This is a genomic window from Kocuria marina (genome assembly GCF_000786655.1).
Taxonomy (GTDB): domain Bacteria; phylum Actinomycetota; class Actinomycetes; order Actinomycetales; family Micrococcaceae; genus Kocuria; species Kocuria marina_A.
In genome coordinates this window covers 266,999-290,200 of sequence record NZ_JROM01000021.1, presented here as the reverse complement: position 1 = coordinate 290,200, position 23,202 = coordinate 266,999, and the positions used below count along the sequence as shown (strand labels likewise).

The window sequence follows — 23,202 nt, the reverse complement described above, 5'->3', positions numbered from 1 at the left end:
CCGTCAACTGGCGGGTCTTCGTGGCCGCGGGTGCCCTGATCGTGGCGCTGTCGGCGTGGGCCATGGCGGCTCCCGAGCACGCCGACGCCGTGATCGGCGGCGTGGTCGCGTGGGTCGCCTCCCGGCTCGGGTGGTTCTACATCCTCACGGCCGCTCTCGTGATCGTGTTCGTGATCCTGGTCGCGGCCAGCAAGCAGGGCACCATCAAGATGGGCCCGGACCACGCGAAACCACAGTTCAACCTGTTCACGGGGTGGGCCATGTACGCCCTGATGGGCATGGCATTCGGCTACTTCGCCTACCGCTTCGGCATGCCGCTGAGCATCCGCTCCGCTCTCTACCCCTGATCGGGTGCCGGATCCACGGTGCCGCCGGCGACGCCGTGGACACCGCGGCGCTGCTGGGGACCATCTTTGGGGTGGCCGCGTCCCTGGGGATCGGGGTGGTCCAGTTGAACTTCGGACTGCGCTACCTGTTCGGCGTCCCCGAAAACCTGGCGGTGCCGTCGGCACTGACCGCCCTGGGGGTCCTCATGGCGGTGGCTTCGTGCGTCTTGGGCGTGGACAAGGGCATCCGGCGGCTTTCCGAGCTGAGCATCATCCTGGCGATCGGGCTCATGCTGTACGTGCTCATCACCGGGCGCACGGCGTTCCTGCTGGATGCGATCGTCAAGGGCGTGAGCGGATTGCGCGTGGCAGACGCCTCGGTGATGTCCGAGCTCGTGACGGTGAACCCGAAGATCACGGTCTTCATGATCGGTGAACGCGCCGCCGAGCTGATCGCCCAGGACCGGGACGCGACCGCCCGGTGAGCACGGCCGCGAAGAACCGAGCAGGCTGAGAACATGGGTGTGGCCCGGGTCCGTCCGGACCCGGGCCACACCCGATCGTGGAGTTCGCGGTCGCGGGGACCGTGCTCGCGAGGACTACGCGGGCAAGGGCTCCAGCTTGTAGAAGGACACCCCGCCGGTCACCCGGGACGCACCGGGGACCAGGAGTCTGCTGTACTTGGCGCACCACTGGCCGCGCCCCCGTGTGTGCTGTGCGGCGAGTGCGACCTCACGGGCGTCGTCCGCGAAGTACTCGTGCTCGTGACCGTCCGATCCCGTGATGGACACCACGTGCCGGGCGGGGTCCGCCTGAACGGTGACGTCCACCCACTGTTCGCGGGTGTCGGGGTGGGATTTCTGGGTTGTCGTGTTCATGATGTCGGGCCTCTGATTTTTCCGGTCGCTTGCCGGAACCACACGTGTGGCCCCGGCCGCTTCGTCATCCAATCCACCCCTGAACCGAGGGTTGGCGTACGCCGAGTTGGAGCTCTGGGCGCGCGGTGACGTCCTTGTCGTTGCGCGGGCGCATCTCGTGAAGCTGCTTCGAGCGTATCCGTGGATTCGGGGGACCAGCCAGGCGCGGACCGAGAATGTCATCAAAACTTAATCAAGCTTCTGTTGAGTAACATCTGGCACCCGGCGGCGGTTCTCATGGGGTGCGCAGGCCGCTGCGGCGAGTGCCGCGCATCCGGGAGGTGACCGTGCGAGCGCGCTCGTAGTGGCCCAGCAACTGCTCGCACACGGCACCCCACGTGCGCTCCTGCACGCACTGGTGGGCGGTGCGCGCGAAGGCGAGGCGTTTGGCGTCGTCGCCCGCGAGGTCCCGGACGCGCTCGCGCAACCCGGCCAGGTCACCCGGGGCGTAGAGCCACCCGTTGCGCGAGGAGTCCACGAGGTCCAGGGGGCCGCCGCGGCCCACGGCCACCACTGGGACCCCGGAGGCCATGGCTTCCTGGATGGTCTGGCAGAACGTCTCGTGCTCACCGGGGTGCACGAACACGTCCAGCGACGCCATGGCCGTGGCGAGTTCGGTGCCCGTGAGGAAGCCCTCGAAGTGCGCGTTGGGCAATACCGAGCGCAGCGACTCCTCCCCGGGGCCGGAACCGATGATCACGAGCCGGGTGTCCGGCAGGGCGTCGATCGCGGCGAGGTCCGCGACCTGCTTCTCGGGGGCCAACCGCCCCACGTATCCCACGAGTCGCTTGCCGCCGCCCACGCGCTCGCGCCACGCGTGATCGCGCAGCGCGGGACGGAACCGGCTCGTGTCCACGCCGCGGCGCCACATGTGCACCCGCTGGACGCCGTGCTCGTGGAGCTGGCTGATCGACGCCGTGGAGGGAGCGAGAGTGAGGGCCGCACTGTTGTGCATCGCACGCACGTGGGACCACATGGCGGTCTCCAGCACGGACGCCCCGTACCGGGCGGCGTAACCGGGAACGTCCGTCTGGTACACGGCCACGCACGGCAGGCCCAGACCCTTGGCGGCCTGGATGGCCTGCCAGCCCAGCACGAACGGGGACGCCACGTGCACCACGTCCGGGGCGAAGCGGGCCAGGATGCGCTGCATGCGACTCACGGTGCAGCTCGCCACGCGGACCTCGGGATAGCCCGCGAGCGGCAGGGACGGGATGCGCTCGATCCGCACGCCGTCCACGTGGTCCACCGAGCCCAGGAACAGGGTCTTCTCGTAGGAGGGGGCGATCACCATGGCCTCGTGCCCGTGATCCCGCAGGGGTTCCAGGACGCGGATCACCGAATGAGTGACACCGTTGACGTGGGGGAGGAACTGTTCGGCCACCAATGCGATTCTCACGGTTCCCACTGTGGGCCCGGCGCCTCACGGGGGAGTCACCCGGGAGTGGCCCGCAGGTGAAGTCCGGGCTAACTTCGCTGCCCGTGGTGCGCGGGTGAACGTGAAAAGATGTCCGGTGATGAAACTTCCCTCACTGCCCGGCGTGGTCTCGGGCGTACGCGACCGCTTCACGTCGCACGGTTCGTCCCCCGTGCGCGCCGCCGACGTGCCCCGCCCCGAACCGGACGACTCCCCGGGACTGCCCATGCCGCTCGCGCTGCAGGGCGTGATCGAGCTGCTCGCGGTGGCCGTGGTGGGCCTGTTGCTGGGCACCGTGCTCCTGGGCGCGGTATGGGCTGCGGGGGGCTTCGCGACCCTGGGCGCGGGCGGGAGCCTGCAGCTCGCCGGTCAGGTCTGGTTGCTCGCGCACTGCGTGCCCCTCACGATTCAGGCCATCCAGGGCCTGTCGCTGGACGGTGGTGGGACGGTCACGCTCGTGCCCCTGGGGCTCACACTGATCCCGTTCGGCCTCGCGGTGGTCGCGGGCCGCCGGATCGCCCGGGCGTGCTGGCGCGGTCAGTTCCTGATCCCGTTCTTCGCCGGGATGCTCGCCTATGCGCTCTTCGGGGCCCTCGTGGGCTGGCTCAGCCGTACCGAACAGGTCTCGGTGGACCTCGTGGCCGCCGCGCTACTGCCGCTGGTTCCCGCCGGACTGGGCACCCTCGTGGGCGGGTGGAGCGTCTCGCGGTCGCTCGCGGCGGTACTCGGGGCCGACGTCGCGTCCTGGTTGCAGCGCACGAGCCAGTACTCCCGCTGGGCCGGTTCCTACGTGTGGGCGGTGATCCGCGCCGGTTTCCTCGCGGCGGTGGCCGCCCTGGCCGGGGGTGCCCTGTTGTTCGTGGTGGCCCTCGCGTGGAACTGGGACCGCGTGATCACCGTCTACCAGGACCTGGGCACGGGTGCGGCGGGGGACACCGCCCTGACCGCGCTGCAGTTCGGGTACCTCCCCAACATGGTGGTGTGGGCGCTCACGTGGGCCACGGGCGCCGGCTTCTCCCTGGGCACCGGGACCCTGGTCTCCCCGTTCCAGAACACCCTGGGACCGCTGCCGCAGTTCCCGGCGCTCGCGGCACTTCCCCCCGGTGACCCGTGGTTGTACGCCCCCGCGGTGCTGATCCTGCCCGTGCTCGCGGGTCTGCTCGCGGGGTGGTGGTTCTGCCGCGAGGGCGAGAACCACCTGGACGACTGGATGGCCATCCGCCTGCCCCTGCGCTGGCTCACGTTCGTGCTCTCCACGCTGCTCACCGCGGTGTTCATCGCCGTGGTGGGGGCGGGGCTCGTGACCGCGCTCGCGTGGCTGTCCAGTGGCTCGCTCGGGATCGGCCGGCTCACGGATATCGGCCCGCACGCGTGGCACGTGTTCCTCTGGCTGGGCGCCGAGCTCGCCGCAGGCGCCGCGGTGGGTTACCTCGCCGGGCCGTGGCTCGAACGCGAGGGCTACCGTTCCCGCTCCCGCGCCGAGGCGGACGAGCTCCCCGAGTCGGATTCCCCGGCCCCGGAGGACGACGCCGCTGTGGCCCACCACGACGCCCTGCCCGCCGCTGGCGCCGTGCACAGTTCCCGCTCGGCTTCCGGCCCCGGCGCCGGGCAGGATGCTCGCACGGCACCCGGTGGCCGTCCTGGATCCGGGGCGGCCGTCCCGGACGGCGAGGTCACGGCTCGGGGTGTCCGGGGTCTGTTCCGGGGCCGCGCGTCGCGCGCTGCCGCCGAGCCCGAGCAGGAGTCCCAGCCCCGCGGCGGGTCCGCGGCCGTGGGACGATCGGCAGACGAACCGGGACTGTCCCGCCGTGAGGAGGCCAAGCGTCGTCGTGCGCAGCGCAGGTCCGAGAAGCGCAAGGCCGCGCGGCTGGCCGCCCTCGACGACGAGCGGGACTGAGACGACGATGAACCGCTCCTGGCGCCGACGGGCTCGGGCGTCCCAGGACGTGGGACTGGGTCGATGACGAACCGCTCTTGATAGCAATGGACTCGCTGGGAACGGGCGTCTCAGGACCCGGGACCGGCGGAGGTCGGCGAGGTCGCTCCCGGTGTAGCACTCCCCGAAGGGGCAGGGATCGAGGCGCTCGGCGTGGGCGTGACAAGGGAGGCCTCAGGCGTGGCGGTGGCCGTCGGATCGTCCTGCGGCGCACCCGTCTCGAGGGGCGCACCGGAGAAGTGCTTCCACACGTTGTCGTTGAGCTGTTGCTCGCACCGGCTGGTCGAGGACAGCGTGAGGGCCCGCTCGGTGCATTCCTGGTAGACCTGGGTGGCCGGCCACACGAGCAATCGGGTGCCACCGCCCAGTGCATTGATCACACCCCACACGATGGCCAACACCGCGAGCACCGTGATCAGGACCCGTGAGGACGAACCGCGGGAGCGCGCGAGCGCGATGATGCCCAGCACGATCCCGGCGATGGCGAGTACGAGCCCCGCCACGGTGGACCACACGTCACCCACCACGAGTGCGGAGGCGAGCACCGCGAGGGCCGCGGCCACCGCGGCGAACCGGAGCCGAGCGCCGTCGCCGTCGGAGGGGTCCCCGGACTGGGGGCCGCGAGGTGAGGGCTTCTCACCGCGCGGGTCGCCGGCGTGCGGGCCACGGTGCTGCGGGCCGCCGGAGTGCGGTCCCCCTGAGTGGGAACCCCCGGAAGGGGAGCCGCCGGAGGTCGAACCCATCGAGTGCGTGGCGTGGGGCGGCGTGCTCCGGTGGCGGGAATCGTGCATACCCACCACTGTAGGCGAGCCGACGGACCGAGCAGCGCCGCGGGTGCGGCACCGCCGCGGCGCCATCGAGGCAGCCTCGCTGGATAGAGTGGGCCCATGCGTTTAGTGGTTCTGGTCTCGGGCTCCGGTACGAATTTGCAGGCGATGATCGACGCCCTGCACCAGGGGGACGTGGAGGTGGATATCGCCGCCGTGGGTGCGGACCTGGAGTGCGCCGGTCTGGACCGGGCGCGCGCCGCGGGCATCGACACCTTCGTGGTGCCGCTGTCCGAGTACCCGGACCGGGAGCAGTGGAACCGTGCGCTGCAACGACGCGTGGCGTCCTACCACCCCGACCGCGTGGTGTTCGCCGGGTTCATGCGGATCGTGGACGCGGAGTTCGTGTCCGTGTTCCCGGGCCGGATCATCAACACGCACCCGTCCTTGTTGCCGTCCTTCCCCGGTGCCCATGCCGTGCGGGACGCCCTGGCCTACGGCGTGAAGGTTACGGGCGCCACGGTGCACGAGGTTGTCGCGGACGTGGACGCCGGACCCATCCTGGCCCAGGTCGCGGTCCCCGTGGCCGAGGACGATACCGAGGCCGTGCTGCACGAACGGATCAAATCCGCCGAGCGCACCCTGCTCGTCAACGCGCTGGCGAAACTGAGCTGGGACGTCACGAGCACCGACCCCGATCTGCCCCGGTCGTAGACTGAACCGGGCTCCGGCCCGCCTACCGTCCGTACCCTCGTCCCCACTGGAGAGCTCGTGAATACTGCCGACCTGAACCGTGTGCCGCTCAAGCGCGCACTGATCTCCGTGTACGACAAGACCGGTCTGGAGGAGCTCGCGCGAGGGCTGCACGACGCCGGCGTGAGCATCGTCTCGACCGGTTCCACCGCCGGGACCATCCGCGGCGCGGGGGTCCCCGTGACCGAGGTCTCCGAGGTCACCGGGTTCCAGGAGTGCCTGGACGGGCGGGTCAAGACCCTGCACCCGCGCGTGCACGCGGGGATCCTCGCGGACCGGCGCAAGCCGGAACACATGGATCAGCTCACCGAGCTCGAGATCGAGCCGTTCGACCTGGTGATCGTGAACCTCTACCCGTTCCAGGACACCGTGCGCTCGGGTGCGGAGCAGGACGCCGTGGTGGAGCAGATCGACATCGGCGGCCCGTCCATGGTGCGCGCGGCCGCCAAGAACCACGCCGCGGTCTCCGTGGTCGTGGATCCCGCCGGTTACCCGGACGTGGTGCGCGCGGCTCAGGAGGGCGGTTACGATCTCGCGGCCCGGCAGAAGCTCGCGGCGGCGGCGTTCGCCCACACCGCGGCCTACGACACCGCCGTGGCCACGTGGACCGCCCAGCAGTTCGACCACGGCCCCGAGGCGAACTTCTGGCCCCCGTACGCGGGTCTCGCGCTGCAGCGCGCGGAGTCCCTGCGCTACGGCGAGAACCCGCACCAGAAGGCCGCGCTCTACACGAACGACGCCGCGGCGCCCGGGATCGCGCAGGCCGAGCAGTTGCACGGCAAGGCGATGTCCTACAACAACTACGTGGACGCGGACGCCGCCGTCCGCGCCGCGTTCGACTACGACGAGCCCGCCGTGGCCGTGGTCAAGCACAACAACCCGTGCGGCGTGGCCGTGGCGACCCCCGGCGCGCAGGACCCCATCGCGGACGCCCACCTCAAGGCCCACGCGTGCGACCCGCTCTCCGCGTACGGCGGTGTCGTGGCGGCCAATCGCACGGTCACGGCGGACATGGCCCGCAACCTCAAGCCCATCTTCACCGAGGTGGTCGTGGCCCCCGAGTTCGAGGCGGAGGCCCTCGAGATCCTCGGGGCCAAGAAGAACATCCGTCTGCTCGCCCTGCCCGAGGGCTTCGACCGCGATCCCCTGGAGTACCGCGGGGTCTCCGGCGGTGCACTGTTCCAGCAGGCCGACCGCCTCGACGCCGAGGGTGACGACCCTGCCAACTGGACCCTGGTCTCGGGAGATGCCGCGGACGAGAAGACCCTGGCGGACCTCGAGTTCGCATGGCGTTCCCTGCGGGCCGTGAAGTCCAACGCGATCCTGCTCGCGAACGACGGCGCCTCGGTGGGCATCGGTATGGGCCAGGTCAACCGCGTGGACTCGTGCCGCCTGTCCGTGGAGCGCGCCAACACCCTCGCCGAGGATCACGCCGAACGTGCCCGCGGTGCGGTCGCGGCGTCGGACGCGTTCTTCCCGTTCGCGGACGGGTTGCAGGTGCTCCTGGACGCGGGCGTGCGCGCCGTGGTGCAGCCGGGCGGTTCCATCCGTGACGAGGAGGTCATCGAGGCGGCCCAGGCCGCGGGCGTGACCATGTACCTCACGGGGGCACGGCACTTCTTCCACTGAGCGGCATCCACTGCGCCGCATTCACTGGGTGCCACTCACCGAGCCGCTCCCGCCGGGCGAGTACGTTCCCACCCGGCGTACGACGACGCGCGGTCCCGGGCTTCCGGGGTCGCGCGTCGCCGTGTGCTGCGGTTGTCCAGGCAGGCTCAGGAGAACATCGCGCGGTGCTCCCGGGAGAGCTCGATGTAGTTCTGGGCGTTGCGACTGACGGCGTGCTGCTCGTCCACGGACAGCTCCCGCCGGACCTTGCCCGGGACCCCGGCCACGAGGGAACCGGGCGGGATGCGTTCGCCCTCGAGTACCACGGTCCCGGCGGCGATCAGGCTCCCGCGGCCCACCACGGCGCCGTTGAGCACGGTGGCGTTCATCCCCACGAGGACGTCGTCCTCCAGGACGCACCCGTGGATGACCGCGTTGTGGCCCACGCTCACGCGCTCGCCGATGGTCGTGGGGTGGTCCGGGTCCGAGTGCACCGTGACGTTGTCCTGCAGGTTGGAGTTCGTCCCGATCCGCAGGGGGGAGCGGTCACCGCGCACCACGGCGCCGTAGAAGATGCCCGCCCCGGCACCCACCACCACGTCACCCACGATCGTGGCGTTGGGTGCCACGAAAGCGGAGCGGGCCACGGAGGGCCGGTGCTGACCGTAGGGCAGGATCAGGGGTTCGCGGGCGGCGTCGGCGCCCGCGGGCTCGGAGAACTGTGTCATGAGCCATAGCATAGTGCGCGCTCGCGCTCGTCACGACGCCGCCGGTAGCCGCCACGCGCCCGGCGCGTGGCCGGGGCTCGGCGCGGTGTGCGCGCGATGAGCAGGCGCGCCCGAGCCGCGCGGCATTGTCGTACGGCCACGGTTCGGGGCGGGGCTCAGCCTTCGCCGGCGTCGGAAATGAACCGGCGCCGCAGGGCGGCCATGGCCTTCTCGGGACGCCGGGACTCGCGGTGGCGCAGTGACACCGAGATCTTCTGCCCGCCCTTGAGCACGTACTCGGCGCCGTTGACGTGCACCGTGACCGGATCCGCCTTGACCGAGCTCGCCTCGAGCTCCAGGATGTCGTGGTCCAGCGAGACCTCGATGACCTGACCGCAGTACAGGACCGTGAAGTCCACGGCGTCCAACTCGCGGGGCAGGGCGGGCTGGAACTCGAGCCACTGGCCCCGCACACGCAGCCCGGCGTACGCGCGGGTGATCACGTCCACCGAACCGGCCATGGCACCCAGGTGGATGCCCTCGCCCGTGGTGCCGCCCTGCGTGTCGTCCATGTCGATCATGAGCGCGTCCTGGAACGAACCCCACGAGCGGTCCGGGTCGAGCCACGCGAGCACCGCGGCGTTGACCACACGGGAGAGGGACGACCCGTTGGAGGAGCGCGCGATGTAGTGGTCCACGGTGCGCTGGATGGCGTCCAGGTCCGTGGTGTAGCCCATGCGCGCGAGTTCCTCGATCACGCCCTCGGGGCCCAGCAGGTACACGAGCATGATCGTGTCCGCCTGCTTGGACAGCTTGTAGTTGTTGGTCAGGTCGCCCTCGTTCTCGAGCAGCAGGTCCAGGCGGCCGATGTTGCGGTACTTGGTGCGGTAGAAGTCCCAGTCCAGTTCGGCGAGCTCGTCGTAGCCCTCGAACTGCGCGATCGTGCCGTCTGCGTTGAACGGGACGTACATGTTCTCGGCCATCTTGAGCCACTTCTGGACCTCCTGCGGGGAGATCTCGAAGCGGGACTCCAGGTCCTCGCGCTGGTGCTCGACCATGTCGTGGAAGATGTGGGCCGAGTGACGGAACAGCCAGGACGCGAGCACGTTGGTGTAGGCGTTGTCCTTGAGCCCGCCACCGTGCTGGCCCGCGGGGCCGTCGTGGTACTCGTCGGGGCCCATCACACCGGAGATGTGGTACTTGCCGTCGTGCGAGTCGTACTCCGCGAGGGACGCGAACAGGCGGGTGATCCCCACGATGAGCTCGGTCCCGTGGCCGGAGAGCCAGTCGATGTCCCCGGTGGACTCGTAGTACACCCACGCGTTGTAGGCGATCGCCAGACCCACGTGGAACTGGCGCCACGAGTTGTCCGGCAGCCAGCGCCGCGAGTGGTGGTTGTACAGCTCGGGGGGAGTCTCCTCGCGCCCGTCGGAACCGGACTGCCACGGGAACGCCGCGCCGTAGAGACCGAAGTCCCGGGCGTGCTGCTGGGCCATGGCCAGGCGCCGCCACCGGTAGGAGAGCAGGGACCGGGTCACGTGCGGCTGGCGCATGTTGATCACGGGCAGGATGAACAGCTCGTCCCAGAAAATGTGGCCGCGGTAGCCCTCGCCGTGCAGACCGCGGGCGGGGATGCCGGCGTCCCGCAGGGACAGGTGGGGGGCCAGGGTCTGGGCCGCGTGGAACAGGTGGGTGCGCACCGCGAGCTGGGTGGCCACGTGCTCGGGGGTGTCCTCCGCGGCCTCCAGGGTGACCTCGTAGCGGTCCCACAACCGGGCCCACTCGATCTCGTGAGAGGCCAGCAGCTTACGCACCCCGAACGGCGTGCGGTTCAGCTCGGCGAGTGCGCCCTCGCGGGGGGAACCGATCGCGGCGTCACGGCTCGTGACCACCGCGGTCGTGCTGTCCACGAGCACGGGGTTGTGCGGGTCGATCTGCACCGTGTAGCGGCGGAACTCGATCCCGCCGGGGCGCATCTCGCGGCGCTCGCGCGCGGGGGTCTCGGACTCGATGCGCGTGCGCTGGGCCATCGCGATCTCGATTTTGGACTGGGAGGTGCGCACGAGCGACAGCAGGGTCTCGTGCTCGTCCGGCAGGGTCGTGGACTCGAGCAGCGCGAGGTGGTGGGCGTTGAGTTCCCGGTACTCGGCCACGCCGCTGTTGGTCACGGCGGGGTCCACACCGGTGCGCACGTGCAACCGCCCGCTGAATCCACGCGAGACGATCCGGGTCTCCTGGGCGCCCAGGTGGCGGTAGCGCAGGGACACCAGGCGGCGCTGGGTGATCTCCAGGCTGCGCGGGGGTTGGTCCGCGCCGGGGTCCTCGTCCGCTTCCGTGAGCACGAGCGTGCGGGTCAGCAGACCGCGGCGCAGGTCCAGTTCCACGCGTTCCTCGGAGGGCTTCATTCCGCCCTCGGACCACCACTGGCCCCCCGCGAAACGCAGGTCCAGGTGCAGCCAGTTGGGCACGTTGACCATGGACTCGTGTTCCACGTCCCGGCCGTTGATGTGGCTGAGCACCCGGTTGAACACGCCGGCCAGGTAGGTTCCGGGGTAGTGGACGGTGTTCGCGGCGAACTCACAGGCCGCGCCGCGCACGCCCATGTAGCCGTTGGCCAGGGTCAGCAGGGCCTCGCGGCGGGGCTCGGTGGCGGGGTCGAAACCGTCGAACACGAGCGCCCACGGGTCGTCCCGGCGCGCGCCCAGGTCCAGCTCGGCGACGTCGTTGAGCACCACGTGGGCGCCCGCGCGGTAGAGCCGTTCCCGGGCGCCGTCCCGGTTGATCCCCACGACCAGGCCGAAGTCGCCGGCGGCACCGGCCTGGACGCCGGCCACGGCGTCCTCCACGACGACGCTCTCGCCGGGGGCCACGCCCAGCAGGCGTGCGCACTCGAGGAAGGTGTCCGGGGCGGGCTTGCCCGGCAGGTCGTGCGAGGCGGCCCAGTTGCCGTCCACGATGCGGTCGAACAAGTGCTGCAACCCGGCGGCCTCGAGGACCACGGCGCTGTTGCGGCTCGCGGTCACCAGCCCCACGGGCACACCGCCCTCGCGCAGCCGCTCGATCAAGGCCACGGTGCCCGTGAACACGCGCACACCGTGCTCGCGCAGCTCCTCGTGGAAGAAGCCGTCCTTCGCGGCGGCCTGGCCCTGCACGGTCCAGTCACCCGGCTGCGGGTCCTCGTGGCTCTGGGCCTCGGGGAGCATGGTCCCGCGGGCGGCGAGCAACGCGCGGACGCCGTCCTCGCGACGTCGTCCGTCCACGTACGTGCGGTAGTCACCGCCCATGTCGAACGGGCGCCGGTCCACCTCGGTGGCCGGAGCTACGGGCTCGAGGCGGGGATCGGTCAGCAACCGGTCGAAGAGCTTCTGCCACGCGCGGGCGTGCACCCCGGCGGTGTCGGTCACCACACCGTCCATGTCGAAGATCACGGCGGCGTACGGGGTGCGCACCACGTCCACGGGTTCCGGCGGCGACTGGCCGTCGGTGATGCGCGGCATGGAAGCGGTGAACGGGGCGGTGGGAAGAACGTTCACGGCGCGAGAACTCCTAACACGAAGGATCAGGACGTGGGGCGGGACGATGCGAATGCTCGCGCTCGCTGAGCGAGAGCGGCAGCCCGGCTGCGCTGTGACGGCTGCCGCGCGCAGGGGGTACGCACGCGGTACGGGTACACATGCTACCCGCATTCGCTCCCCGGGCGGGACCCGCCCGCCGAGGGCCCGGACGATCCAGGAATTCTACGAGCATCGCCGCGCTCGTGCCCCCGCCGTGCTGAGGCGCAACACCGCGACGCGCGGATATGCTGGAGCGGACCCTCCCGCGCACAAAGAAGGTGGAGCATGACGGAATCCCTGGGACACCCTGTGACCAATCAGCCGCTGTCGGAGGTGGACCCGGACGTCGCACGGGCCATCGAGGACGAACTGGGGCGCCAGCGCTCCACGCTCGAGATGATCGCGTCGGAGAACTTCGCGCCGCGCGCCGTGCTCGAGGCGCAGGGCTCGGTACTCACGAACAAGTACGCGGAGGGCTACCCCGGCCGTCGCTACTACGGCGGTTGCGAGTACGTGGACGTCGTGGAGAACCTGGCCCGCGACCGCGCGTGCGAACTGTTCGGGGCGGATCACGCGAACGTGCAGCCGCACTCGGGCGCCCAGGCGAACACCGCCGTGATGGCCGCGCTCATGCAGCCCGGTGACACCCTCATGGGGCTGTCCCTGGCCCACGGCGGGCACCTGACCCACGGCATGAAGATCAACGTCTCGGGCAAGCTCTACAACATCGCCGCGTACGAGGTGGACCCGGACACCTACCGCATCGACATGGACAAGGTGCGCGAGCAGGCGCTGCAGGCCCGGCCGAACGTGATCGTGGCCGGTTGGTCCGCCTACTCCCGCCAGCTGGACTTCGAGGCGTTCCGTTCGATCGCGGACGAGGTGGACGCCAAGCTGTGGGTGGACATGGCCCACTTCGCGGGTCTCGTGGCCGCCGGGCTGCACCCCAACCCGGTGCCCCACGCGCACGTGACCACCTCCACGGTGCACAAGACCCTCGCGGGTCCGCGCTCCGGTGTCATCCTCGCGGAAGCGGACCTCAAGAAGAAGGTCGACTCCGCGGTGTTCCCCGGCCAGCAGGGCGGACCCCTCATGCACGCGATCGCGGCCAAGGCCGTGGCGTTCAAGATCGCCGCCACCGAGGAGTTCCGCGAGCGTCAGCAGCGCACGATCGAGGGCGCCCAGATCCTCGCCGAGCGGTTGAACTCTCCGGACCTCGCGGAGCACGGTGTGTCCGTGCTGACCGGCGGCACGGAGGTGCACCTGGTCCTCGTGGACCTGCGCAACTCCGAGCTGGACGGCAAGCAGGCCGAGGACCTGTTGCACCAGGCGGGGATCACGGTCAACCGCAACGCCGTGCCGTGGGACCCCCGCCCGCCCATGACCACGTCCGGGCTGCGTATCGGGACCCCGGCGCTCGCGACCCGCGGTTTGGGAGCGAGCGAGTTCGAGGAGGTCGCGGACGTGATCGCCGAGGCCCTCAAGCCCGGTGCGGACGTCTCCGCCCTGCGCTCGCGCGTGGACGCCCTGACCGAGCAGTTCCCGCTGTACCCCGGCCTCGAGGAGTGGTGAGATGACGGCCCAGGTCCTCGACGGCAAGGCGACCGCGGCCCGGATCAAGGAAGAACTGACCGAGCGCGTGGCCGCACTGCGTGAGCGGGACGTGGTGCCCGGTCTCGGGACCGTGATCGTGGGGGACGATCCCGCCTCGCACTCGTACGTGGCGGGCAAGCACCGCGACTGCGAGCAGGTGGGGATCGCCTCGATCCGTAAGGAACTGCCCGCGGACGCGTCCCAGGAGGAGCTCGAGCGCGTCATCGACGAGCTCAACGACGACCCCCGGTGCACGGGGTACATCGTGCAGTTGCCCTTGCCTCCGCACATGGACATCAACGCGGTGCTCGAGCGCATCGATCCCGCGAAGGACGCGGACGGGTTGCACCCCACGAACCTGGGGCGGCTGGTGCTCAACGTCAACGAGCCCATCACGTCCCCGCTGCCGTGCACGCCGCACGGGATCGTGGAGCTACTCACGCGTCACGGGGTGGACCTCGCGGGACGCCACGTGCTGGTGATCGGCCGCGGTGTGACCGTGGGTCGGCCCATCGGTCTGTTGCTGACCCGCCGGGAGATCAATGCCACCGTGACCCTGGCCCACACGGGCACCCGCAACCTGCCCGAGCTGCTCGCGCAAGCGGACGTCGTGGTGGCCGCGGCGGGGCGCCCGCACATGATCGGCGCGGACCAGATCAAGCAGGGTGCCGTCCTGCTGGATGTGGGCGTCTCCCGGGTCGAGGACCCGGAGACCGGCAAGAAGAAGCTCACGGGGGACATCGACCCGGCCGCCGCCGAGCGCGCCTCGTGGCTGTCGCCCAACCCCGGGGGCGTGGGTCCCATGACCCGGGCCATGTTGCTCGTCAACGTGGTGGAATCCTGCGAACGGGCCGTCGAGTCGGCCTGATCCCGTAGCCTTCCGGTCACGACGCCGCGCGGTCGCCTCGTTCGCTCGAGGTGGCCGCGCGGCGTCGTCGTCCCCGGGGTCTGTGGGGCACGCGGGCGACCGTGAAGCCCGGGGAGCTCGTTGTCGGGACACGTGCCGGGAACGAGGTGCCCGGGGCTCAGCCCCGGGACGGCTCCTCGGGGGTGCGTCGGCGCATGTCCGCGATCCCGATCCCCATGGCGATCAGCACGATCACGGTGATCACCGCGAAGCTCGCCGTGAACGCGGCATTCCAGTCGGCACGGGCGAGCACACCGAAGGCCACCGCGGTGATCAGGGCGGTGCCGATCGCGGTGCCCATGCGCTGGCCGGTCTGCAGGACGCCGCCGGCGGCGCCCGCGAAACGCAGGGGCACGTCCGCGAAACTCAGCGTCTGGTTGGGTGCCATGACCGCGCCCTGACCCGCGCCGATGAACGCGAGCGAGACGTAGAACAGGGCGATGTGCCAACCCCAGTGGGACATCCCGTACGCCACGAGCACGGACAGCACGATCCCGAGCAGTGCGAGGCTCATGCCCGCGAGTACCACGCTGCGACCCCAGCGCAGCACCGCGCGCCCGGACAGCGGCGCGATCAGGGCGGAGAGGATGGAGGCCGGCAGCCCGAGCGTCCCCGCCTCGAGGGCGGTGCGGCCCAGGCCCTGCTGGGCGTAGAGGGCCACCACGATCCAAATGCTCGTGACTCCCAGGAAGTAGACCGAGATCAGCAGCGCGCCGTAACTGAAGCTCGCGGTGCGGAACAGCTCGAGGTCCACCATGGGTGCCCTCCCGGCCCGCTTGTACCGCTTCTCCCAGCGCACCCAGCCGTAGACCAGCAGTACGCCCGCGGGCAGGGAGAGCCAGATCCACGGGCCCCACTGGGATTCGACGAACGGCAACAGCAGTGCGAGCACCGCGATCCCGAACACCACCACGCCCAGGGGATCCATGTCCACCTTCCCGGGCCGTCTGCTGCGGCGGGGGAGCCACAGGAACGCCAGGACGATCGCGAGCGCGGCGATCGGTACGTTGAGCAGGAACGTGGAGCGCCACCCGGCGTCCGGACCCAGGACCTGGATGAGCAGCCCGCCCAGGGTGGGCCCGATCGCCACGGCCACCCCCACCACGGAACCGAACAGCCCGAACGCCTTGGCGCGCTCCCGACCCTGGAAGTACTCCTGGATCATGCCCACCGTCTGGGGGTTGAGCATCCCCGATCCGAGGCCCTGGATCACCCGGCCGATGTTGAGCACCGTGGTGTTGGGCGCGAGACCGCACAGCAACGAGGCCCCCGCGAAGACGGCGATCCCCGCGATGAACAGTTTCCGGCGGCCGAACACGTCCCCGGCGCGGCCACTGGCCACGAGCAGCACCCCGAACGCGAGCGCGTACCCGGTGAGCACCCACTGGAGTGCCGAGGAACTCGCCTCCAGGTCCTGCTGGATGGAACTCAGGGCCACGTTCACGATCGAGACGCTGATCAGGGACATGAACAGGGGAACGAGCAGGACCCACAGGATGCGGCGTCGTTCGGCGGGGTCCAGGGCGGGGGAGTCGTCCCCGGGGGAGCGCGGGGAGTCCGCGGAAGATGTGCTCACCCTCCCTTGATACCCCCTCGGGGCCCGGTTGTGCCAAGGGGCTCGGACGACGCCGGCGGGGCGGGTCCCCGGGGACCGGCCCGATTCGGTGCGCCCCGCGCGGTTTGAGACAATGGGGGCATGCAGCCGATCGGATCAGCACACACCCGCACCACCGATTCCCCGGACGCTCCCCGCACCGGACGCACCGCCCTGTGGGGGACGGTGATCGGGCTGGCCGTCCTGGTCGTGATCTTCGCGGTGGCCCTGATCCAGGCCGCCAACTCCAACTCCCTGCTCGGCTGGATCCTCGCGGGGATCGCTCTGGGCTGGCTCATGCTCGCGGTGTGGGCGCTGAGCATGGTGCGAAAGGCCGCGGCGTACGGCCGTGAGCAGGTGCGCCAGGCGCAGGAGCAGTTCCAGGCCCAGCACGGCCGTGCTCCCGCCGCCTCGGCGTCCGCCGGTGCGGGTCAGTCCCTGCGGGACGAGAAGCTCGCCCACGGCATGCAGGTGATCCTGGTGCAGTCCAAGGTCGTGAAGGAACAACTCTCCGGCGCCGAGCCCGATCCCGAGCAGATCCAGCGGGCCCTGGAGACCATCGACATGACCGCGGCCAACGGGCTGCGCAGCCTCAAGGACTCCTCGACGCCCGTGAGCGGTACGGTGGTGGACTGAGAACCACCCCGTAACGAGCGAGGAGACACAGGCACATGGCGGATTCCCAGCAGACGGTGCGCATTGCCACGGTGAACGTGAACGGCATCCGAGCGGCGTACCGGCGCGGGATGGCGGACTGGCTCGCCCCGCGCGGCGTCGACCTGTTGTGCCTGCAGGAGGTGCGGGCGCCGGACAAGATCACGCGCGAGCTGCTCGACGAGGACGTGTGGGACGTGCGGCACACCGAGGCCGCCGCGAAGGGTCGCGCGGGTGTCGCGATCGCCACGCGCCGCGACGCGTTCGACGGCGCCCTGATCCCCACCGAGTCCCGCGTGGGCATCGGGGACGAGTACTTCGACGACTCCGGGCGCTGGATCGAGAACGACGTCCGCCTGCCGGACGGCACCACGCTGACCCTGGTCTCCGCGTACGTCCACTCCGGCGAGGTGGACACACCCCGCCAGGACGACAAGTACCGCTTCCTGGACGCGATGCTCACCCGCATGCCGCAACTGGCCGAGCGCGGCGATCACGCCCTCGTGGTGGGTGACCTCAACGTGGGCCACACCGAGCGGGACATCAAGAACTGGAAGGGCAACGTCAAGAACGCGGGCTTCCTGCCGCAGGAACGCGCGTACTTCGACAAGTTCTTCGGGGACGTGGGCTACGTGGACGTGGCCCGCAGCCTCGCCGGGGACGTCCCCGGGCCCTACACGTGGTGGTCCTACCGCGGCAAGGCGTTCGACACGGACGCCGGGTGGCGCATCGACTACCACATGGCCACCCCCGCGCTCGCCGCGGCCGCCCGGAGCGCCGTCGTGGACCGGGCCGCCGCGTACGACACGCGCTTTTCCGACCACGCCCCGCTCGTGGTGGACTACCGCCTCTCCTGACGCCCGCGCGTCGTCGGACGACGCCGCTGCCCGCACCGCACTTGCCCGCCTCCCATGACCGAGAACCGAAAGAAGATGTCGACCGTGACCGAACAGAACACCGCCGCGAACCCCACACCCCGCGTGGTGTCGGGCGTCCAGCCCTCCGCGGACTCCCTGCACCTGGGCAACTACGTGGGGGCGCTGCGCAACTGGGTGGACATGCAGGACGACAACGACTGCGTGTTCTTCGTGGCGGACCTGCACTCGATCACCGCGGGCCAGGACCCGGCCACGATGTCCGAGCGCACCCGGGTCACGGCCGCGCAGTACATCGCCGCGGGCATCGACCCCGAACGCTCCACGCTGCTCATCCAGTCCCAGGTGCCGGAACACACGCAGTTGTCGTGGGTGCTCAACTGCATCACCGGTTACGGTGAGGCCGCGCGGATGACCCAGTTCAAGGACAAGTCCCTCAAGCAGGGTGCGGAGAACACCACGGTGGGGCTGTTCACCTACCCCGTGCTGATGGCCGCGGACATCCTGGTGTACCAGGCGAACCAGGTCCCGGTGGGGGAGGACCAGCGCCAGCACCTCGAGCTGACCCGCAACCTCGCGCAGCGGTTCAACTCCCGGTTCGGTGAGACCTTCGTGGTCCCGGACGCCAAGATCCTGGAGAACTCCGCGAAGGTCTACGACCTCGCGAACCCCACGGCCAAGATGTCCAAGTCCGCGCCGTCGGACGCCGGGCTCATCCGCCTCCTGGATCCCGCGAAGACGAACGCCAAGAAGATCAAGTCCGCCGTGACGGACGACGGCACCGAGGTGCGCTTCGACCGCCAGGCCAAGCCGGGGATCTCCAACCTGCTGACCATCTACTCGTCCCTCACTGACACCCCGGTGGACACCCTCGTGGCCGAGTACGAAGGCAAGATGTACGGCCACCTCAAGGTGGACCTGGCCGAGGTGGTCACCCAGACCCTGGACCCCATCCAGAAGCGCGCCCAGGAACTGCTCGACGATCCCGCCGAGCTGGACCGGTTGCTGGCCCGTGGCGCCCACAAGGCCCGGGAGATCGCGGCCCGCACGGTCACGGACGTCTACGAGCGGATGGGGTTCCTCCCCGGGGTGTGAGCCGCCGGGCGGGGCCCCGTGCGGCACGCCGTGTGGCGCCAGACGCCGTGGGATAGTCTGGACGGGGCCGACCTGAGGAGGATCGTGTGAGCGAGGGACACCTTTCCCCCACCGTGCGCCCGGGCCGGGTGTACGCGGGTGTGGTCATCCGGCTGCCCGAGCCCATGGGCCAGGAGCTGCAGGACTGGCGCTCGTCCTTCGGTGACGCGCAAGCGGGCACGGTCCCCGCGCACATCACCCTCATGATCTCCGAGCGCGTGGAGGATTGGGCGGAGCTCGCATCCCACGTCCGGGAGGTCGCCGACCGCTGGGAACCGTTCCACGTGGAGATCCGCGGCACGGGGACGTTCCGACCCGTGACCCCCGTGGTCTATCTGCGCATCGAGGGCGGCCACGAGCAGTGCGTCCAGCTGCACCGGGACCTGCAGGACCACCACCTGGAGTCCGCGTCCCCCTTCGACTTCCACCCCCACGTGACCCTGGCCCACGGCACCACCGAGGAGGGGCTGGACCGCGCGCAGGACATGCTGCGCACGTACCACGCGTCCTTCCTGGTGGACCACATCGACCTCTACGAGGGTGATGAACGCGGGGCGTGGCACGTGCGGGACAGGATCCCCTTCGGCGGGGCGCTCACGGACGACCGTGTCACACACTGACCCGCCACCGGTGGTCCCCGCCCTCACGGACCGGGCGGGACTGCACGCGGAACATCGCCGCCTGCGCGAGGTACGCCGCGATCTGGCCGCCCAGCGGGCACCCCTGGGCAAACGGGCCGGCGCCCTGGGGGCGTGGTTCTTCGCCCGGTTCATGTCCGTGTTCCCCGTGCGCGTGGTGGCCCACTACATGTTCCACGGCGGACCGCTCATGTCCGCGGGGCTCGCCTACCAGTTGCTCTTCGCGTCCACGTCCCTGCTGGTGATCTGCTTCGCAGCACTCGCCACGTTCCTGGGCACCGATTCGCCGCTGCAGCAGACGCTCGTGGCCGGGCTCGTGCAGAACATCCCCGGGCTCCTGGACGTGGGCGACGGCAGCGGGGGAGTCATCCCGCTGAGCCTGCTCGAGAACACGGGACCCTTCACCGTGGCCTCCACCGTGGCGCTCGCGGTGCTGTTGTTCACCGCGTGGCGCTGGGTCGCCGGGATCCGCTTGGCCACGCGGCGGATGTTCGAACTCCCGCCCGCCCCCGGGGTGCCCGTGGCGGCCGTGCCGCGCGACCTCGCGTGGCTCGTGGTGATCGGACTGTTGCTGCTCGCGTCCGCGACCGTGAGCGTCTTCGCGTCCGGCGCGGTGGACGGGGTACTGGGGTGGCTCGGCCAGCTCGGTCTCACGGGCCTGCAGCCGTGGTTGGACGGCGGGGCCAAGTCCGCGGTCACGCTCGGCGTGGGTCTGCTCGTGGACGTCCTCATGAGCCTGGCCCTGGTGCGCGGTGTCGCCCAGCTCAAGCTGCACCGCAAGGCCCTGCTGGCCACCATCGTCACGGGTGCCCTGGGCTCCCAGGTGCTGCGCTACGGGGGCAGCGAGATCATCGCCCGCAGCGCGGACAACCCCTACCTGCTCTCGTTCGCGGTGCTCGTGGGTGTGCTGCTGTGGTTCAACCTCTACGGACAGATCCTCCTGCTGGCGGCCGCCGTGGGCGCGCTCGTGCAGGCGGACATCCGCGGGGCCCGCGCCCAGCCGGAGCGCGAGGACCGGGCCGTCACGGTCGTGGCGGCCACCTTCCTGCCCGACGCCGCTCGGGGCCTCGGTCACGCCCCTCCCGTCCACTTCGACCGCCCGGCGGCGGGAAGCAGTGCCGCGCCGGCGTCGTCGTCGGACACCTGAACGGGCGGGAAGAACCGCGGCCCGTGCCGGTGTCGTCGTCGAGGAACCGGCCGCCCGGGAAAGACCGCGGCCCCGGATCCACGAGGGATTCCGGGGCCGCGGGGGTGCCACGAGGGATCACAGGGCGGAGGCGAAGACCGCCTTCTTGACCTCGGCGATGGCCTTGGTCACCTGGATGCCGCGGGGGCACGCCTCGGTGCAGTTGAAGGTGGTGCGGCAGCGCCACACGCCTTCCTTGTCGTTGAGGATCTCCAGGCGCATGTCACCGGCCTGGTCACGCGAGTCGAAGATGAACCGGTGCGCATTCACGATCGCGGCCGGGCCGAAGTACTGCCCGTCCGTCCAGAACACGGGGCACGAGGACGTGCACGCGGCGCACAGGATGCACTTGGTGGTGTCGTCGAAGCGCGCGCGGTCCTCCTGGGACTGGAAGCGTTCGCCGGTGGGGGTGTGGTCCTCGTTCACCAGGAACGGCATGATCTCGCGGTAGGACTGGAAGAACGGCTCCATGTCCACGATCAGGTCCTTCTCGCACGGGAGGCCCTTGATGGGCTCCACGAGGATGGGCTTGGACAGGTCCAGGTCCTTGAGAAGGGTCTTGCACGCGAGCCGGTTGCGGCCGTTGATGCGCATGGCGTCCGAACCGCACACGCCGTGCGCGCACGAGCGGCGGAAGGACAGGGAACCGTCCAGCTCCCACTTGACCTTGTGCAGGGCGTCCAGCACGCGGTCGGTGCCGTACATGGTCAGGTTCCACTCGTCCCAGCGCGCCTCGGAGCTGAACTCGGGATCGTAGCGGCGGACCTTGAGCACCACGTCGTACGTGGGGATCGACTCCTCGCCCTTGTCGCCGGGCTTCTGAGCGTCCTGGGTCTGGTTCTCGGTGGTTGCAGTGGACATCAGTACTTACGCTCCATCGGCTCGTAGCGGGTCATGATCACCGGCTTGGTCTCCTGCCGGATCCCCGCGGTGGGTGACGACGGGTCCTCGTACACCATGGAGTGGACCATGAAGTTCTCATCGTCTCGGTTCGGGAAGTCCTCGCGGAAGTGACCGCCGCGGGACTCCTCACGGTGCAGGGCGGCCACAGACATGACCTTGGCCAGCTGCAGCAGGAAGCCCAGTTCCACGGCCTCCAGCAGGTCCAGGTTGAAGCGCTTGCCCTGGTCCTGGATGGAGATGTGGGAGTAGCGCTCCTCCAGTGCGGCGATGTCGTCCAGGGCCGTCTGGATGGTCTCGGCCGTGCGGAACACCTGCATGTTGGCGTCCATGGTGTCCTGCAGGTCCTTGCGGATCGCCGCGACCTTCTCGTCACCGTGGGGGCTACGGGCGTTGTCCAGCAGGGCCTCGGTGCGCTCGGTGGCGTTGTCCGGGATGGGCAGGAACTCGGCGTCCCGCGCGTACTCCGCGGCGTAGATGCCCGAACGCTTGCCGAACACGTTGATGTCGAGCAGCGAGTTGGTGCCCAGACGGTTGGAGCCGTGCACGGACACGCACGCGACCTCACCGGCGGCGTAGAGACCGGGGACCGTGTTCTCGGAGTCCTGGAAGACCTCGCCCTTGATGTCGGTGGGGATACCGCCCATGCAGTAGTGCGCGGTGGGGAACACCGGCACCGGCTCGGTGTAGGGCTCCACACCCAGGTAGGTGCGGGCGAACTCGGTGATGTCCGGGAGCTTGGCGTCGATGTGCGCCGGCTCCAGGTGGGTCAGGTCCAGCAGCACGTAGTCCTTGTTGGGACCGCAACCGCGGCCCTCGCGGACCTCGTTGGCCATGGAACGGGCCACGATGTCACGGGGTGCCAGGTCCTTGATGGTGGGGGCGTAACGCTCCATGAAGCGCTCACCCTCGGAGTTACGCAGGATGCCACCCTCACCACGGGCGGCCTCCGAGACCAGGATGCCCAGCCCCGCCAGGCCCGTGGGGTGGAACTGCACGAACTCCATGTCCTCGAGGGGCAGGCCGTTGCGGAACGCGATCGCCATGCCGTCGCCCGTGAGGGTGTGGGCATTGGACGTGGTCTTGAAGACCTTGCCCGCGCCACCGGAGGCGAAGATCACGGACTTGCACTGGAACACGTGCAGCTCGCCGGTCGCGAGATCGTAGGAGACCACACCGGCGGGGCGGCGGCCCTCCGGGGTGTCCACCATGATCAGGTCCAGGACGTAGTACTCGTTGTAGAACTCCACGTTGTGCTTGATGCACGTCTGGTAGAGGGTCTGCAGGATCATGTGACCGGTACGGTCCGCGGCATAGCACGCGCGGCGGACGGGGTTCTTACCGTGGTCGCGGGTGTGCCCACCGAAGCGACGCTGGTCGATCTTGCCCTCGGGGGTGCGGTTGAAGGGCAGTCCCATGTGCTCCAGGTCCAGCACCGCGTCGATGGCTTCCTTGGCCATGACCTCCGCGGCGTCCTGGTCCACCAGGTAGTCGCCACCCTTGACGGTGTCGAACGTGTGCCACTCCCAGTTGTCCTCCTCGACGTTGGCGAGGGCGGCGCACATGCCGCCCTGGGCCGCACCGGTGTGGGAGCGCGTGGGGTAGAGCTTGGTCAGTACGGCAGTGCGGGCGCGCTGGCCGGATTCAATGGCGGCACGCATGCCGGCGCCGCCGGCGCCGACGATTACCACATCGTACTTGTGAACCTGCATACCAGATGTTCTTTCTATGTGGGT

19 protein-coding genes, 1 pseudogene and 1 riboswitch are annotated in these 23,202 nt (G+C 70.1%); of the genes and pseudogenes, 12 read left to right on the top strand and 8 right to left on the bottom strand.

The window, feature by feature from the left end; all coding sequences use genetic code 11:
* Window positions 1-62: 62 nt before the first annotated feature.
* Both AS25_RS15500 and AS25_RS15495 read left to right on the top strand, forming a co-directional pair.
* A pseudogene (locus AS25_RS15500) lies at window positions 63-622 on the top strand (BCCT family transporter); the annotation flags it as partial.
* Window positions 617-811 carry a GMC oxidoreductase gene (locus AS25_RS15495; protein ID WP_367379154.1) on the top strand — a complete coding sequence of 65 codons (195 nt, stop codon included), beginning with the start codon at window positions 617-619 and terminating at the stop codon, window positions 809-811. The pseudogene AS25_RS15500 and the gene AS25_RS15495, both read left to right, overlap by 6 nt.
* A gap of 114 nt (window positions 812-925) precedes the next feature.
* On the opposite strand, the gene AS25_RS07075 is transcribed toward AS25_RS15495, so the two are convergent.
* The gene (locus tag AS25_RS07075) at window positions 926-1,204 is read right to left on the bottom strand and encodes a hypothetical protein (protein WP_035963768.1); all 279 of its coding nucleotides are present in this window, start codon (window positions 1,202-1,204) and stop codon (window positions 926-928) included.
* Between the two features lie 20 nt (window positions 1,205-1,224).
* Window positions 1,225-1,367, bottom strand: a riboswitch (SAM riboswitch).
* A gap of 111 nt (window positions 1,368-1,478) precedes the next feature.
* The gene (locus AS25_RS07070; protein WP_035963952.1) at window positions 1,479-2,642 is read right to left on the bottom strand and encodes a glycosyltransferase family 4 protein; all 1,164 of its coding nucleotides are present in this window, start codon (window positions 2,640-2,642) and stop codon (window positions 1,479-1,481) included.
* Window positions 2,643-2,760: 118 nt separating this feature from the next.
* Here AS25_RS07070 and AS25_RS07065 point away from each other — a divergent pair, with 118 nt between their 5' ends.
* Window positions 2,761-4,557: a cell division protein PerM gene (locus AS25_RS07065; protein WP_253270505.1), complete on the top strand. Its 1,797-nt coding sequence runs from the start codon at window positions 2,761-2,763 to the stop codon at window positions 4,555-4,557.
* Window positions 4,558-4,667: 110 nt separating this feature from the next.
* Here AS25_RS07065 and AS25_RS07060 read toward each other — a convergent pair whose 3' ends face one another.
* Window positions 4,668-5,387, bottom strand: coding sequence for a DUF308 domain-containing protein (locus AS25_RS07060; RefSeq protein ID WP_035963766.1), 720 nt, complete (start codon window positions 5,385-5,387; stop codon window positions 4,668-4,670).
* Between the two features lie 96 nt (window positions 5,388-5,483).
* On the opposite strand from AS25_RS07060, the gene purN reads away from it, so the two are divergent.
* Window positions 5,484-6,077 (top strand): phosphoribosylglycinamide formyltransferase, encoded by a 594-nt coding sequence (gene purN / locus AS25_RS15015; RefSeq protein WP_084118061.1) that lies wholly within the window; start codon window positions 5,484-5,486, stop codon window positions 6,075-6,077.
* 57 nt (window positions 6,078-6,134) lie between these two features.
* Window positions 6,135-7,745 (top strand): bifunctional phosphoribosylaminoimidazolecarboxamide formyltransferase/IMP cyclohydrolase, encoded by a 1,611-nt coding sequence (gene purH, locus AS25_RS07050; protein ID WP_035963764.1) that lies wholly within the window; start codon window positions 6,135-6,137, stop codon window positions 7,743-7,745.
* A gap of 146 nt (window positions 7,746-7,891) precedes the next feature.
* On the opposite strand, the gene AS25_RS07045 is transcribed toward purH, so the two are convergent.
* Together AS25_RS07045 and AS25_RS07040 are read right to left on the bottom strand one after the other, a co-directional pair.
* Window positions 7,892-8,452, bottom strand: a complete 561-nt coding sequence (locus AS25_RS07045; protein WP_052160784.1) for a gamma carbonic anhydrase family protein — start codon at window positions 8,450-8,452, stop codon at window positions 7,892-7,894.
* A gap of 155 nt (window positions 8,453-8,607) precedes the next feature.
* Window positions 8,608-11,964 (bottom strand): beta-phosphoglucomutase family hydrolase, encoded by a 3,357-nt coding sequence (locus tag AS25_RS07040; protein WP_035963762.1) that lies wholly within the window; start codon window positions 11,962-11,964, stop codon window positions 8,608-8,610.
* 306 nt (window positions 11,965-12,270) lie between these two features.
* On the opposite strand from AS25_RS07040, the gene glyA reads away from it, so the two are divergent.
* A complete protein-coding gene (glyA, locus tag AS25_RS07035) occupies window positions 12,271-13,557 on the top strand; it encodes a serine hydroxymethyltransferase (protein ID WP_035963760.1) in 1,287 nt (428 codons plus the stop codon).
* 1 nt (window position 13,558) lies between these two features.
* The gene (locus tag AS25_RS07030; RefSeq protein WP_035963758.1) at window positions 13,559-14,446 is read left to right on the top strand and encodes a bifunctional methylenetetrahydrofolate dehydrogenase/methenyltetrahydrofolate cyclohydrolase; all 888 of its coding nucleotides are present in this window, start codon (window positions 13,559-13,561) and stop codon (window positions 14,444-14,446) included.
* A gap of 157 nt (window positions 14,447-14,603) precedes the next feature.
* On the opposite strand, the gene AS25_RS07025 is transcribed toward AS25_RS07030, so the two are convergent.
* Window positions 14,604-16,061: an MFS transporter gene (locus AS25_RS07025; protein WP_084118060.1), complete on the bottom strand. Its 1,458-nt coding sequence runs from the start codon at window positions 16,059-16,061 to the stop codon at window positions 14,604-14,606.
* 120 nt (window positions 16,062-16,181) lie between these two features.
* Between AS25_RS07025 and AS25_RS07020 the strand changes: the two genes are divergently transcribed.
* From AS25_RS07020 to AS25_RS07000, 5 genes are all read left to right on the top strand, one after another.
* The gene (locus AS25_RS07020) at window positions 16,182-16,715 is read left to right on the top strand and encodes a hypothetical protein (protein WP_035963756.1); all 534 of its coding nucleotides are present in this window, start codon (window positions 16,182-16,184) and stop codon (window positions 16,713-16,715) included.
* A gap of 35 nt (window positions 16,716-16,750) precedes the next feature.
* Entirely contained in the window at window positions 16,751-17,590 is an 840-nt protein-coding gene (locus AS25_RS07015) for an exodeoxyribonuclease III (protein ID WP_035963754.1), read from the top strand.
* A gap of 75 nt (window positions 17,591-17,665) precedes the next feature.
* Window positions 17,666-18,703: a tryptophan--tRNA ligase gene (gene trpS, locus AS25_RS07010; RefSeq protein ID WP_084118076.1), complete on the top strand. Its 1,038-nt coding sequence runs from the start codon at window positions 17,666-17,668 to the stop codon at window positions 18,701-18,703.
* A gap of 86 nt (window positions 18,704-18,789) precedes the next feature.
* Entirely contained in the window at window positions 18,790-19,362 is a 573-nt protein-coding gene (locus AS25_RS07005) for a 2'-5' RNA ligase family protein (protein ID WP_035963750.1), read from the top strand.
* Window positions 19,349-20,527 carry a YihY/virulence factor BrkB family protein gene (locus AS25_RS07000; protein ID WP_253270504.1) on the top strand — a complete coding sequence of 393 codons (1,179 nt, stop codon included), beginning with the start codon at window positions 19,349-19,351 and terminating at the stop codon, window positions 20,525-20,527. The genes AS25_RS07005 and AS25_RS07000 overlap by 14 nt, the downstream gene beginning before the upstream one ends.
* Window positions 20,528-20,644: 117 nt before the next feature.
* Here the strand turns inward: AS25_RS07000 and AS25_RS06995 are convergent, their stop codons facing one another.
* Complete coding sequence (locus tag AS25_RS06995; RefSeq protein WP_035963744.1) at window positions 20,645-21,427, bottom strand: succinate dehydrogenase iron-sulfur subunit; 783 nt, start codon at window positions 21,425-21,427, stop codon at window positions 20,645-20,647.
* A complete protein-coding gene (sdhA, locus tag AS25_RS06990; RefSeq protein ID WP_035963742.1) occupies window positions 21,427-23,178 on the bottom strand; it encodes a succinate dehydrogenase flavoprotein subunit in 1,752 nt (583 codons plus the stop codon). The genes AS25_RS06995 and sdhA overlap by 1 nt, the downstream gene beginning before the upstream one ends.
* Window positions 23,179-23,202: the final 24 nt, after the last annotated feature.